The 14,006-nt window shown below is 72.9% G+C and carries 9 protein-coding genes; 4 read left to right on the top strand and 5 right to left on the bottom strand.

All coding sequences use genetic code 11. The features are described from left to right. The first annotated feature begins 43 nt into the window (after positions 1-43). Positions 44-601, top strand: a complete 558-nt coding sequence (locus ACFYW9_RS11395) for a DUF4232 domain-containing protein (protein WP_389147808.1) — start codon at positions 44-46, stop codon at positions 599-601. A gap of 116 nt (positions 602-717) precedes the next feature. Here the strand turns inward: ACFYW9_RS11395 and ACFYW9_RS11400 are convergent, their stop codons facing one another. Next, on the bottom strand, positions 718-1,845 hold the full coding sequence (locus tag ACFYW9_RS11400; RefSeq protein WP_389147811.1) for a DUF2786 domain-containing protein: 1,128 nt from the start codon (positions 1,843-1,845) through the stop codon (positions 718-720). Between the two features lie 248 nt (positions 1,846-2,093). On the opposite strand from ACFYW9_RS11400, the gene ACFYW9_RS11405 reads away from it, so the two are divergent. Both ACFYW9_RS11405 and ACFYW9_RS11410 read left to right on the top strand, forming a co-directional pair. After that, entirely contained in the window at positions 2,094-2,831 is a 738-nt protein-coding gene (locus tag ACFYW9_RS11405; RefSeq protein ID WP_389147814.1) for a Clp protease N-terminal domain-containing protein, read from the top strand. Between the two features lie 97 nt (positions 2,832-2,928). Further along, on the top strand, positions 2,929-4,620 hold the full coding sequence (locus ACFYW9_RS11410) for a bifunctional 3'-5' exonuclease/DNA polymerase (RefSeq protein ID WP_389147817.1): 1,692 nt from the start codon (positions 2,929-2,931) through the stop codon (positions 4,618-4,620). A gap of 154 nt (positions 4,621-4,774) precedes the next feature. On the opposite strand, the gene ACFYW9_RS11415 is transcribed toward ACFYW9_RS11410, so the two are convergent. The 3 genes from ACFYW9_RS11415 to ACFYW9_RS11425 form a co-directional block, all read right to left on the bottom strand. Next, positions 4,775-8,815, bottom strand: coding sequence for a BTAD domain-containing putative transcriptional regulator (locus ACFYW9_RS11415; protein WP_389147820.1), 4,041 nt, complete (start codon positions 8,813-8,815; stop codon positions 4,775-4,777). A gap of 452 nt (positions 8,816-9,267) precedes the next feature. Next, positions 9,268-10,182 (bottom strand): glycosyltransferase family 2 protein, encoded by a 915-nt coding sequence (locus ACFYW9_RS11420; RefSeq protein WP_389147823.1) that lies wholly within the window; start codon positions 10,180-10,182, stop codon positions 9,268-9,270. A gap of 248 nt (positions 10,183-10,430) precedes the next feature. After that, on the bottom strand, positions 10,431-10,577 hold the full coding sequence (locus ACFYW9_RS11425) for a hypothetical protein (RefSeq protein ID WP_389147826.1): 147 nt from the start codon (positions 10,575-10,577) through the stop codon (positions 10,431-10,433). Between ACFYW9_RS11425 and ACFYW9_RS11430 the strand changes: the two genes are divergently transcribed. Continuing rightward, the gene (locus ACFYW9_RS11430) at positions 10,576-12,138 is read left to right on the top strand and encodes an APC family permease (RefSeq protein WP_389147829.1); all 1,563 of its coding nucleotides are present in this window, start codon (positions 10,576-10,578) and stop codon (positions 12,136-12,138) included. The genes ACFYW9_RS11425 and ACFYW9_RS11430 overlap by 2 nt on opposite strands. Positions 12,139-12,234: 96 nt before the next feature. On the opposite strand, the gene ACFYW9_RS11435 is transcribed toward ACFYW9_RS11430, so the two are convergent. Next, entirely contained in the window at positions 12,235-13,848 is a 1,614-nt protein-coding gene (locus tag ACFYW9_RS11435) for an MFS transporter (RefSeq protein ID WP_389147832.1), read from the bottom strand. Positions 13,849-14,006: the final 158 nt, after the last annotated feature.

Here is a 14,006-nt window from a genome sequence, read left to right on the forward strand (position 1 = left end):
GCGTGATGATCCATGCACATCGTCACGACTCCCAGGGGAACCCATGCGCGCTCTGCCCATCGCCGTCACCGTCCTCGCGGCGGCCCTCGCCCTGACCTCCTGCGACGGCGGCGGCTCCGGCAGCTCCAGCGGTTCCGGGAAGTCCGGCGACACGTCCGGACCGGCGAAGAAGGCCGCCGTCGCCGCATGCGCGATCGGCGACGCCGGGATCCAGGTCGGTCCCGCGAACCCCGCCACGGCCGCCGGGGACACGGGCAACGTCCCGGTCACCCTCACCAACAAGGGCGCCCGGTGCACCCTGAAGGGCTTCCCCGGACTCACCGTGGAGGCGGACGGCACCTCCGCGGAGATCGCGGCGGACGAGTCCGCGGCGTCGCAGGAGCTCACCCTCGCCAAGGACGACACCGCGTCCTTCACCATCACCTACGTGCGGGGCGCGGAGGGCGACGCGAAGACCCTCGCCGCGAAGACGCTGAAGATCGGCCTGCCCGGCGCCGACACCACGCAGAGCTTCCCGTGGTCGTTCGGTCCGGTGGCCGGGAAGGGCTCGGCGACCGAGCCGAACGCCTCCGTGACGCCGTTCCAGCACGCGGGCGACTGACGAGCGAGCCCCTGCCCGGGACCACGGGCCGTGGGGCCGCACGGCAGCAGGCGCCCCGGCGACGGCCGCGGCTCGCCCCACGGCAGCCGGCGCCCCGCCAGTGGCCGCGGGTCTCCCTACGGGAGCGGGCGCCTGCCCCGGACCTGGGCCCGGTCCGCCGCCGCGGCACCCTCGTGCCATCCGGCCTCGTCGGTGACCCCGCGCATCCGGGTCGTCACCGTCTCCGGGAACATCCGGTCCAGATGGTCCGTGACCGCCACGTCACGGGCCGCCAGGACCGGCAGCAGCTCCCCCTCCGTGGCGGTCACCTGTTCCTCGGCGACCGACGCGAGCCGGTCGCCGATCCGGTGCGCGTACGCGGCCAGGAACGACTGCCGGAAGGTCTTCGTGCGTTTGCGGCCGCCCGCCCGCTGCGCCGCCTCCGCCTTCGTCATCGCCGCCGTGGCCTGCACGAGGAGCGAGGTGTAGAGGAGCTCGACCGCTTCCAGGTCGGGTTCGAAGCCGACGACGGTCGAGAAGCAGAGGGCGTCGTTCCACACGGCCCGGCAGCGGTTCGCCCCCGCGACCGCGTCCAGGAGCACGGCCTTGGCCGTCTCGTACGGCGGCTCGACACCGATGCGGCAGGCGCCGGGCGCGTCCTTCGCGTGGGTCCGCGCCGCGAGCAGGGCCTCGTCGATGCTGTGCCGCGCCATCAGCTCCTGCGCCTTGGCACTGAGCGCCTCCGCCTCCTCCGGGAACCCGGTCGCCTCCGCCTTCGCCAGCAGGGCGCGGATGCGGGTGAGCATGCGGGTCTCCTGCGGGGCGGAGGCCGTGACCGGCGCCCGGGGCGGCTCCAGCGGCTCGATGGAGGGCAGGCGCAGGAGCAGGCGGTAGAGCTCCAGGGTCGCGGTGGCGCGCGAGAAACGGTCGGCCCGGAGGTCGTGGGGTTCGGCCTCCAGCTCGTCGAGCTGGGCCGCCCAGCGCGCACCCCGGGGCGCGCGGTCGCCCTCCCTCTCCTCGAGCACCAGGGAGATCAGCAGACGCACGTGCACGTCGTCCAGGTCGCGCCGCACGATCCGTACGACATCCGCGGGCTGCCAGCCGCGCCGCCAGGCCGCCGCGACGAACTCCGCACCGCGCCGGGCGAGTTCGGCGTCGGAGGCCGGATCGGCGGCGAGCGCGGAGGCTCCGGCGTCGAGCGAGGTGTCGGTGTCGGCGTAGAGGGCGGCCGCGAAGGCGCGCTCCACGGTGCTGGACGTACTCATCCCCCGATCGTGTCACGGGCGGACCGGGAGCCTACGTACGCCCCGGCGCCGTGGCCGCCGACTCGTCCACACCCTGTGGACAACGCGCCGCCCGCCGGAATCGGAGCGGTGGACACCCCACCACGCTCCCCCTCCGAGGGCTCCCCGCCGACGCCGTGCGGGCGTTCCGCACCACACGGGAGCGTCGACACCGCGCCAACTGTCAACTTCGGGTTGACACTCCCGTACTGTCAACCTACCGTTGACACATGACGACGAACTCACCCGGCAAGGCATCCGTGCGCCTCGACGACCTCATCGAGGCCATCAAGAAGGCGCACAGCGACGCGCTCGACCAGCTCCAGGACGCGGTGATCGCCGCGGACCACCTGGGCGACGTGGCCGACCATCTGATCGGGCACTTCGTGGACCAGGCCCGGCGTTCGGGGGCGTCCTGGACGGACATCGGCAGGAGCATGGGCGTCACCCGGCAGGCCGCGCAGAAGCGGTTCGTGCCGAAGGCGGAGGCGGACCTCGACCCCAGCCAGGGGTTCGGCCGCTACACACCCCGCGCCCGGAACGTGGTCATGGCCGCGCACAACACGGCGAAGGGCGCAGGGCATGCGGAGGGACTCCCCGAGCACCTCGTCCTCGGCCTCCTGTCCGAGGACGAGGGGCTCGCCGCGAAGGCGATCACCGCACAGGGCGTGACCCTGGACGCCGTCCGCGAGGCGGCCCTCGCCGCGCTCCCGCCCGCCGCCGCCGAGGTCCCCGAGCTGGTCCCCTACGGACCGGCCGCCAAGAAGGTCCTGGAACTCACGTTCCGCGAGGCCCTCCGCCTCGGCCACAACTACGTCGGCACCGAGCACATCCTGCTCGCCCTGCTGGAGTTCGAGAACGGCGAGGGCGTTCTCAGCGGCCTCGCCATCGACAAGACGGCGACGGAGGCCTACCTCACGCGCGTGCTGGAGGTCATCGCGGTGAAGGGACAGCAGGAGGACCAGTAGGGCTCGGGTGACACGGGGGCACGGGCCCCGAACCACCGCCGAGTCCTCCGCGGCGCGCTCGCGGCCGTTGTCAGACCCCCCTGCGAGACTCGGAGGCATGACCGAGCGCTGGGCTCTCGCGCCGGCCGAGGACGGTGGCGTCGAGATCGCCGCCCTCGGCCCGGACGGGCTGCCCACGGGGGAGGTCCGCCGGGAGGCGGACCTCGCGGAGGCCGTACGGGCCCGGCCGGACGTGAGCCGGTGGGTGTGGCGGTCGACGGCCGATGTCTATCCGCGACTGCTCGCCACGGGGGTGCGAGTGGAGCGGTGTTACGACATGGAGGCCGCCGAGACCCTGCTGCTCGGACACGAGGGGCGGCTCGGCGAGCCCCGGTCGGCGGCCGCCGCGCTGGCGAGACTGCGCGGCGGCCCCGTGCCGCCCGACCCGCCGCAGCGTTCCGCCGAGCCCGGTTCGCAGTCCTCCCTCTTCGAGCCCCGCCCGGTGCGCGTGCCGCTGGCGGATCTCCTCACGGTCTACGCGGACCAGCAGCGTCGCCATGGCGAGACCGCGCACCCGGACCGCATGCGACTGCTGACGGCCGCCGAGTCCGCGGGAATGCTGGTCGCCGCCGAGATGAACCGGTCGGGGCTGCCGTGGAGCGCGGACGTCCACCGGGACGTGCTGCACGAACTGCTCGGCGAGCGGTACACCGGAGGCGGTGAGCCCCGGCGCCTCGCCGAGCTCACCGACGAAGTGTCCGCCGCGTTCGGACGACGGGTCAGACCCGACCTGCCGGCCGACGTCGTCAAGGCGTTCGCGCAGGCCGGCATCAAGGTCAGGTCCACCCGGCGGTGGGAGATCGAGTCGATCGACCATCCGGCCGTGAAACCGCTGATCGAGTACAAGAAGCTGTACCGGATCTGGGTCGCCCACGGCTGGTCCTGGCTCCAGGACTGGGTGCGCGACGGACGGTTCCGGCCCGAGTACCTGCCGGGCGGGACCGTCACCGGACGCTGGGTGACCAACGGCGGCGGCGCGCTCCAGATCCCCAAGGTGATCCGGCGTGCCGTCGTCGCCGACCCCGGCTGGCGGCTGGTCGTCGCCGACGCCGACCAGATGGAGCCACGCATCCTCGCGGCCATCTCCCGCGACCCCGGCCTGATGGAGGTCGCGGGCCGGGAGAGCGACCTCTACCAGGCGGTGTCGGACCGGGCGTTCTCCGGCGACCGGGCGCAGGCAAAACTCGCCGTGCTCGGCGCCGTCTACGGCCAGACCTCCGGCGACGGCCTGAAGAACCTCGCCCTCCTCCGCCGCCGTTTCCCCAAGGCGGTCGCGTACGTCGACGACGCGGCCCGCGCGGGCGAGGAGGGGCGCCTGGTGCGGACCTGGCTCGGGCGGACCTGCCCTCCGGCCGCCGGGACGGGCGACGGCGGCGGGGACGAGGCGGGCATCCCGCAGGACGATCCCGTCGACACCACCGTCGACCAGGGCTGGGTGCCGGGTTACGCGTCCTCCGACTCCCGCGCCCGCGGACGGTTCGCGCGCAACTTCGTCGTGCAGGGCAGTGCCGCCGACTGGGCCCTGCTGGTGCTGGCGGCACTGCGCCGCACCTGCTCCGGGCTCGCCGCCGAGCTGGTCTTCTTCCAGCACGACGAGGTGATCGTGCACTGCCCCGCCGAGGAGGCCGACACCGTGGTGGCCGCCATCCGCGACGCGGCCGAAGTCGCGGGACGCCTCACGTTCGGGCAGACACCGGTGCGCTTTCCCTTCACGACGGCGGTCGTACGGTGCTACGCGGACGCGAAATGACGCGGCCGGCCCGCCGCCGGGCGGTCTGAGACGCGGACCGCCTTCACCGTCGGTCCGCCTGGCGCCTTCGCTGTCGGTCCGCCTGGCGCCTTCGCCGTAGGTCCGCCTGCCATCGGGTGGTCTGCCGTCCCGGAAGCTTCCGCGGTGCCGCCCGTCATCGGGCGGTCTGCCGTGCCAGCAGCTCCCGCAGTTCGCCGGTCACCGGGCTGTCCGTGTCCTCCAGCGCCTCCAGGGCCGACGTCCACTCCCGGTAGGCCGCTTCGGCGTCGCCGCGTTCCCGCAGCAGCAGGCCCGCCTGGTGACGGGCGAGGCCTCCGGTGTACCGGTCGGCGCGGCGGTCGGCGCGGCAGCGCAGCAGATCGCACTCGCGCGTGGCCCGTTCCCACTGGCCGACACCGCGCAGGGCCCGCACCAGGCCGAGCCTGGTCTGTGACTCGCCGTGCCAGTCGCCGTGGCCGCCCAGGATGCGCAGGCTCTCCTCGAAGTGCGGTACGGCGGCGGCCGGTTCGCCGAGCGTGAGGTGGGCGTAGCCGATGTTGCAGTGCGCGGAGTGCCGGATGATCACGTCCTGCACGGCGTCACCGATCGCGAGACTGCGCTTGTGGTGATCGATGGCGGCCCGCGGGTCGGTGTGCTCGTACAGGTTGCCGAGGTGGCTGTAGGTGATGGCCTCCATGTGCGGGTCGCCCAACTCCCGCGAGAACTCGAGGCTTTGCAGCAGAGCCTCGCCGGACTCGGTATGACGGCCGAGGGATTCCAGGAGCATGCCCCGGTTGTTCAGCGCCCGCCGCTGGCAGGAGCGCACCCCGAGGCGGCTCCAGATCGCGAGCGCCTCGTCGTTCAGGGTGAGGGCCTCGCCCACCCGGCCCGTCATGAAGTGCAGGCCCCCGAGGTCGCCGAGCGCGTACGCCTCGGCGGCCTCGTCGCCGAGCAGACGCGCCGCCGCGAGCGCGGACCGCTGAAGGACCTCCAACTCGGCCACTCGGCCACTGCGTTGGACGTACGGATTGAGCAAGCGGGCCAGCAGGGGGAAATACGGCGAACCGTGCGCGTGCCGCTCCGCGAGCGCGACCACGTTCGCCAGCTCCGTGTCGCCCCAGGCGAAGGCCTCCCGCCCGGAGCGGAACGGGGGCGCGGCCGCCACGTCCGCCGCGTGCCCGGCCGGCTGCGAGGAGGTCGGCCTGCCGCGGTCCTCCCGGTCGAGACCGGGTTCGAGGATCGCCTCCAGCGAGCGGGCGGCGACACCGGCGTACCAGCGCAGGGCGCGCTCGGCGACGACCGCGTCATGACCGAGAGGTACGGCACCGCCGTGACCGCCCGGGAAGGCCGGACCGTCACCGCCGGAACCGGCGGCGAACCCTCCGCCCCGGGCGGCGACGGCCTCACCTCCGGGAACGGCCCCGGCAGCCGCGAGGCCCGCGACGACGCACTCCGCCGCGCCCGCGATCTCCCGGGCGAAATCCCGTACGAGATCGTGCGGCGCGTACCGCCCGTACGCGGTCTCCTCCAGGAGGGCGACATCGACGAGGCGGTCGAGCGCGGCCTCGGCGCGGCGTTCGTCGGTGCCGGTGAGGCGGGCGACGAGGGCGGCTCCGTAGGCGGGCAGGTCGAGCGCGCCGATACGGCACAGGGCGAGCGCCGCGTCCCGGTCGGCCTCGCGCTCGGAGGCGCGCAGCGCGTCGTGCGCGACGGCGAGCGAACGGCGCACGCTCAGATCGTCGTACTCCAGATGGTGCAACCGGCCTTCCGTAGCGGCCAGTTGACCGGCGAGAACGTCGGGGGTCAGGGCGCGGCGGGCGGCGAGACGGGCCGCGACGACGCGCAGGGCGAGCGGCAGCCGGCCGGTCAGTTCGACGAGGGGGTGGCCTCCGTCGAGTCCGTCCCGGCGGCCGGAGACCGCGCGGAGCAGGGCCGCGCTGTCCTCGTCCGTCAGCGGCGCGAGCGGGAAACGGTCGGCGCCGTCCAGCGCGGTGAGCGGCGAGCGGCTCGTCACGATCACCGCGCAGCCCGCGCCGGCCGGCAGCAGCGGCCGCACCTGGGCGGCGTGCGCCGCGTCGTCCAGCACCATCAGGGTGCGGGTGGGCGCGAGCATCGACCGGAGCAACGCCGCCGCCGCGTCGGGGTGTTCGGGGATGCGCCGGGGTTCCGCCCCCAGGTCGCGCAGGAGCGCGGCGAGCGCCTGACCGGCGGTGAGCGGGGTCATGCCGGGGGTGGCGCCGTGCAGGTTGACGTACAGCTGGCCGTCGGTGAAACGTTCCCGCAGTCCGTGCGCGACATGCAGCGCGAGCGCGCTCTTGCCGACGCCCGCCATTCCGCTGATCACCGCGACACGGGGCAGCCCGGTGACGGGGTCACCGCCGAAGGGGCGGCCGCCGTACCCCGCGCCCCGCGTATCGCCGTCCGCCCGACCGGAGTTCACCCCGGCGGCCGCCCGGTCGGCTGTCCCGTCGGCTGTCAGGCCGGGCGCCCCGGGGATCGTCGTGGCACCGAATCCGGGTGCCATGGACGCACGGGCGGATGCACGGGCGGACGCGCCTGCGGATGCTCTCGCGGTGGGCCCGCAGTCCGGGTGCGCCGGGTCCTCCGGGTGTGTGAGACGCACGGAGTGTTCCGGGTCCAGGATCTGGAGCAGCCGGTCGCGGACGTCTTCGCGCCCGGTGAAGTGTGCCGGGGGCGGCGGGAGTTGGGCGGGGCGGGGAGGCGAGGTGACGCCCTTCTCGACCTGGGTGGACTCGGCCGCGGGCTCCGCCGTCCCACCGCCCACGTCCCGGCCACCGCCACCGCCACCGCCGTCGCCGTCGCCGTCGCCGTCGCGGCCGGCGTTCCCGAACCTGCCCCCGTCACCGTCACCGTCACCGTCGCGGCCGGCGTTCCCGTCCCGGCCACCGACGCCATCGCCGTGCGGGCCGACGCTTCCGTTCCGGCCACCGACCTGGCCAACGTTCCCGAACCGGCCCCCGTCACCATCGCCATCGCCATCGCGGCGGGCGTTCCCGTCCCGGCCACCGTCACCGCTGACCCGGCCGACGTTCCCGACCCGGCCGCCGTCGTCCTCGCGGCCAGTGCTCCGGCCGGTGTCTCCGTCGCTGCCGCTGCCCCCGTCGGCGGCCACGGCCCCGTCACCGTCGTTGCTCCGAGCCCGATCGCGATCACCGTCCCCGTCCCCGTCGCCATCGCCGGTCCAGGCCCAATGGCCGTCCCCGTCGCCGGCCCTGCTCCGAGCCCGGTCAGCGTTGCCGGCCGCGGTCCGGTCCCGGCCCTGGTCACGGCCGTCGTACCGACCCCGGTCGCCGTCCCTCTCCCGGCCCTCGTCCCGGCCCCGGTCACCGCCCCCGCGCCCCGCACCGTCCCGGGGTCCGCTCCCGTCCACGGCGCGGTCTCCGGCGCCGGATCCGCCCGAGGTCACGTCGCCGGTGTGGACGCCACCGGGGACCCGGTCGGTGTCCCGCAGGATCTCCAGGTGGGCCCTGCGCACGGCCGGTCCCGGCTCGATGCCGAGTTCGTCGAGCAGGCGGGCCCGCAGATCGCGGTGGACGGCGAGGGCCTCGGCCTGCCGTCCGGTGCGGTGCAGCACGAGCATGAGAAACCGGTGGAACGACTCGCGGAGCGGATGCTCGGCCGTGCGGGCGGCCAGTTCCGGTGCCAGCCGGTCGAGCCGGGAGGCCGTCGGGTCGAGGCGCAGCTCCGCCTCGTACCCCCACTCCAGGACGAGCAGCCGGGCTTCCTCCAGCCGCTGGACGAAGGCGTGCCCGCCGGTCTCGGGCGGCAGGCCGCTGAGCGGGGTGCCGCGCCACAGCGCGAGCGCGGCGGTGGACTCGCGCAGCGCCCGCCCCCAGTCGCGCTCGGCGTACGCGTCGCGCGCGACGGTGGCGTGCCGCTCGAAGACGCGGACGTCCAACTCGCCCTCGCCGACCCGCAGGACGTACCCCGGCGGTACCGCGCGCAGGCGTTCCGGATCATCGAGGAGACGGCGCAGCCGGGTCACATGGTTCTGGAGGGACGCCTGGGCGGAGGCGGGTGGGGCCCCGCCCCACAGCGCGTCCCTGAGCACGTCGACGGAGACGACCCGGCCCGGTTCGAGGAGCAGCGCGGCCAGCAGGGCACGCGTCTTCCGGCTGCCGATCGAGCCGATCTCGCCTTCGGCGCCGTACAGGACCGGCGGCCCCAGCAGCCCGAACCGCAGCCCGTTCCGCATTACGCCGCCCCATCGCCTCTCCGCCCGGCCGCGCCGGCCGCGCACCACGGCGGTTTCACGCCCTCCCAGGACGAGTTCACGCCGACCAAGTGATCGTTCCCGAGGGAACCGTTGGCCTCATGTTAGCGATCCGTTGGCGCGGGCTGATTTGATCATTTCATCGGATCTGGCCCGACGGTGCGCGCGTACTACGCGTAACTCGGGGGAGTGTCGCCGCCGCGGCCGGATCCGGGGACGTGAGAGGCCCCGGTCGTCGAGGTGATCGACCGGGGCCTCCGTCCGTATGAAATTCCCGTACGGATTCCGTGCGGAACCCGTACGGAATCCCGTGCCGAACCCCCGCACGGAACCCGTACAAGAACCCTCGTACCGCACCCCCGGCGGGATTCCCGTGGAGGAATCCCGCGCAGGACCGGCCTACGTGACCGGCGTACGTGACCGGCGAGCCGGGTTCAGATGACCGGCGGACGCCCGAGACGGGTGAGCCGCCAGACCGTCCGCCACCGCATCGGGCGCCGCTCTCCGCCGGAACGCCGCAGCCCTTCCGCGAACCCGCCGAACCAGGCCCTCAGTCCGCCGACCGACCGCGTCCGCAGGAGCGTGAGCACGATCCAGATCCCCAGGTGCACGGGGATCAGCGCCAGGGGCAGGCGGCGGCGGGTGAGCCAGACCCGGTTGCGGGCGGTCACCCGGTAGTAGATGGCGTGCCGGGCGGGCGAGGTCTTGGGATGCTGGAGGAGCAGTCCGGGCTCGTACAGCACGATCCAGCCGGCGTCGATCGCCCGCCAGGCGAGGTCGGTCTCCTCGTGCGCGAAGAAGAACTCGGCGGGCCAGTCCCCCGTCTCGGCGAGCATCGGCATGGACAGCGCGTGGCCGCCTCCGAGGAAGCCGGTGACCGGCCCCCCGCGCATCGGGTCCTTGGCCCCGACCCTCGGCACATGGCGGCGCTGCGTCTCCCCGTGCTCGTCGGCGATGCGGAAGCCGACTATGCCGAGCCGCGGCCGGGCGGCGTACAGATCGCGCACCTTGCGCAGCACGTCGGCGTCCACCAGGAGCCCGTCGTCGTCGAGTTCGACGACCACGTCCACGTCCCCGAACTCACGGAGACGGCTCAGGCCCACGTTCCGGCCACCGGGGCAGCCGAGGTTGTCGTCCAGTTCGACCGTGGTCACCTCGCCCGGCAGGCCGAGGCGTTCGGCGAACTCCGGCAGCGGGCAGCCGTTGCCGACGATCACGATCCGGGTGGGGGCCACGTCCTGCTTGGCCACGGAGGTGAGCAACGCGTCGACCTCGACGGGCCGGTTGCCCATGGTCACCACGGCAACGGCGATCCGCGGCCCCTCCTCCGCCTGCGACACGACACCCACCCCATCCCGGCCGACAACTGTGCCGCGATGCTAGTCGTTCACCGGGATGACCCCTCACGTACGCCGTCAGGTCCGCCGCGCGTACATCCTGATCTAGGCACATACGTCCGTGTTCAGGAGCGCCTGTTTCCTTGCGGCGGGCGAATTCCGGCCCCGCCCGGAACTCCTCGATCGCCGGCGGCGGGTTCTCCGTCCCGTCCGGCGCGCGGGAGCTCGAAGGTGCGACAGCCGCCCCGGACGCGGCTCGACTACCGGTTGTCGGCGAGCGGGTTCATGCTGGTGGGAGCGGCCCGGTCCCCGGCGATCCCCGGGATGCCCGAGGCTCCCCGGGCCGGGGACAGCGTGCGCCCGGTCCACCTCGGCGGGCGGGCGCCACCAGGTCCGGAGGGCGTCATGAGCTCACCATCCGTCCCGCCGCCCGCGCCACTGCCACCGCTGGGCCCCGGGACCACGGAGAAGGGTCTCAAGGGCGGCGCCCTGAGCCTGTTCTCCAGCACCGTGATCGGGCTGGCCTCCACGGCCCCCGCCTACAGCCTCGCGGCGACCCTCGGCATCATCGTCGGCATCGTGGGCTTCCAGTCGCCGATCGTGATCCTCCTCGCCTTCGTCCCGATGTTCCTGATCGCCTACGGCTACAAGGAGCTGAACCGGGCCGATCCCGACTGCGGCACCACGTTCACCTGGGCGGCCAGGGCCTTCGGCCCCCGTACCGGCTGGCTGGGCGGCTGGGGCATCGTCGCGGCCGACATCATCGTGATGGCCAACCTGGCCCAGATCGCCGGCGCGTACGGCTTCCAGCTCGTGGGCGCGGACGGGCTGGCGCAGGACACGTTCTGGGTGACCTTCGTCGGCGTGCTGTGGATCGCCGTCATGACCCTGGTCTGCTACATCGGCATCGAGCTCTCGGCCAACCTCCAGAAGGCGCTGCTCAGCATCGAGATCGTGGTGCTGTGCCTGCTGGCGGTGACCGCGCTGGTCAAGGTGTACGGGGGCACGGCGCCGGACGTCTCCTCGGAGATCTCGTGGTCGTGGTTCAACCCCTTCGAGATCGACTCGTTCGACGACCTGACCAAGAGCATCCTCGCCGGAGTGTTCATCTACTGGGGCTGGGACACCGCGGTGTCCGTGAACGAGGAGACCGTCGACCGCGACCGCACTCCCGGCCGCGCGGCCGTCATGTCGACCGTCATCCTGCTGTTCGTCTACCTCATGGTCACCACGTCCGCGCAGGCCTTCGCGGGGGTCGGCGAGCACGGCATCGGCCTGGGCAACCCGGACAACTCCGGAGACGTCCTCTCCAGTCTCGGCGCCGAGGTCTTCGGCACCGGGGGCTGGGGCACGGTCGCCACCAAGCTCCTGATCGTGATGGTCCTGACCTCGGCGGCGGCCTCCACGCAGACGACCATCCTGCCGACCGCCCGCACCACGCTGTCCATGGCCGCGTTCAAGGCCATCCCGCAGCGCTTCTCCCGCATCCACCCCCGGTTCCTGACCCCGACCTGGTCGACCGTGGGCATGGGCATCGCCTCGATCGTCTTCTACGTCCTGCTGACCAGGGCGAGCGAGAACGTGCTGGCCGACTCCATCGGCTCGGTCGGCCTGATGATCGCCTTCTACTACGGGCTCACGGGCTTCGCCTGCGTCTGGTACTACCGCAGGGTCCTCACCCGCAGCCCGCACGACCTCTGGACACGCGGGATCATGCCGGGCCTGGGCGGCCTGATGCTCCTCTACTTCTTCGTCAACGCCTGCTTCGTGTACGCCGCCGCCGACTACGGCAGCACCTCGTGGACCCTGCCGTTCCCGCCGCACTGGCAACTCGGCGGCGTCTTCGTCACCGGCGTCGGCGCCCTTCTGCTCGGAGCCGTCCTGATGCTCCTGTACAGCGCGTTCCGCCCGTCCTACTTCCACAAGGAGACGATCCGGGTCTCGTCCCACGACCGGGACGGCCACTGACCCGCACCTCGGGGGTGCGGGTCGGGACAGCGGTGAGCCGCCCCGGTGGCGCGGGGGAAGAGGCCACCGGGGCGGGGTTCCGGAGGGACGGCGGCGTCAGGCCGGGGCGCCCACCGCGACGTCCGGCGAACCGTCGGACCGCACTTCGCCGTCCTCGTCGACGTCCGGCGGAATGGTCGACAGCGCGCTGGCGTGCAGATCCTTCGTACGCAGCATCGTGAAGCCGATGACCGCGGCGATGAATCCGAGGATCGCGCTCAGGGTCATGGCGCCGTGGAAGGCGCTCATGAACGCGTCCTGCCCGGTGGCCAGCACCTTGTCGTGCAGGGGGCCCGAAGCCTTGGCGACGGCGTCGAGGGAGCCGGCGCTGATGCCGTGCGCGGCCTCCTCGGCGGCGCCGTTCCCCATCTGCTTGCCGACCGCGGAGGAGGTGAAGTCGTCGGCCACGCTGTGCTGGAAGTACGCGCCGACGCCGGCGATACCGACCGCGATACCGACCTGCTGGAAGGTCTCGTTGATGCCGGAGGCGACACCGGCCTTGGCCGGTTCCGTGACGCCGATGGCCAGCGCCGCCCTGGCCGGGTTGAAGGCGCCCATGCCGAAGCCGGAGATCACCAGCGCCGGGACGAGCACGGTCCAGGACGAATCGGCCTCAGTGAGGTTCAGGAACAGGATGCCGACGGCCATGACCGCGGTGGAGCCGCCCAGCAGCACCCGGAAGGGGACCTTGCCGATGAGCCCGCCGCCGAGCGCGCCGGCGACGAACATCGCGCCGGTCAGCGGCAGGAACCTGAGGCCCGTGCCCCAGGCGTCCACGTGCAGCATGTTCTCCAGGTAGCTGGTCTCGAAGAACACCGACGGCAGGGCTCCGGCGTTGCCGATCATGGCGACGAGGGAGATGCCCACGAAGGTGGGGCTGCGGAAGAACGCGAGGTCGATCAGGGCCCGCTCGCCCAGCCGGCGCTCGATGACCACGAAGAGCACCAGGAAGAGCGCGCTGGCCGCGTACAGACCGAGCGTGGTGCCGCTGGTCCAGCCCTCCACGGGGCCGCGGATGGTGGCGAAGACCAGCGCCCCGAGCGCGAGGCTGAAGGTGGCGAGACCGGTCCAGTCGGTCGGGTGGGCCCGCTTGTTGAGCGACTCACGCACGCGCAGCGCGCCGACGAGGAGGGCGAGCACGCCGACCGGCACGTTGATGTAGAAGATCCAGCGCCAGGACAGCGCGTTGATCAGCGAGCCGCCGATGAGCGGGCCGGTGGCGACGGCGAGACCGACGGCGGCACCGAAAGCGGTGAAGGCGGTCGCCCTCTCCTTGCCGTGGAACTCGTGACTGAGCATCGCCGGACCGACCGCGAACATGATGGCGGCGCCGAGACCCTGGATGGCGCGGAACCAGCTCAGCTGCCCGGATCCGTCGGCCAGACCGCAGGCCAGCGAGGCGACGGTGAAGATGGCGAAGCCGACCTGGAAGACCTTCTTGCGGCCGATCCGGTCGGCGAGCGAGCCCGCCGCCACCAGGAAGATCGCCAGCGTCAGGGCGTAGGCGTCGAACACCCACTGCAGGTCGGCGAAGCTGCCGCCCAGGGACCGGTGAATCTGCGGGAGCGCGATGGAGACCACGCTCAGATCGAGCATCAGCATGAACGAGCCCAACGCGACGATCCCGAGTGTCCACCACCTAGTGGGCGACGGAGCGCGTTCTGCGGACATGCGAGAACCTTCCAATCAGCTGGATCTTTAGATGATGGAAATCTAGATGATTGGAAAGCCATACGTCAACGTCCGTGACGTTCGGTAGCGGCCGATGGGTCGGCCGGACCGGCGACCTGCCCTTCGCCGGAGCACGGTCACCCGGAGTGACAGGCGCC

The organism is Streptomyces sp. NPDC002698, from assembly GCF_042888945.1.
Taxonomy (GTDB): Bacteria; Actinomycetota; Actinomycetes; order Streptomycetales; family Streptomycetaceae; genus Streptomyces.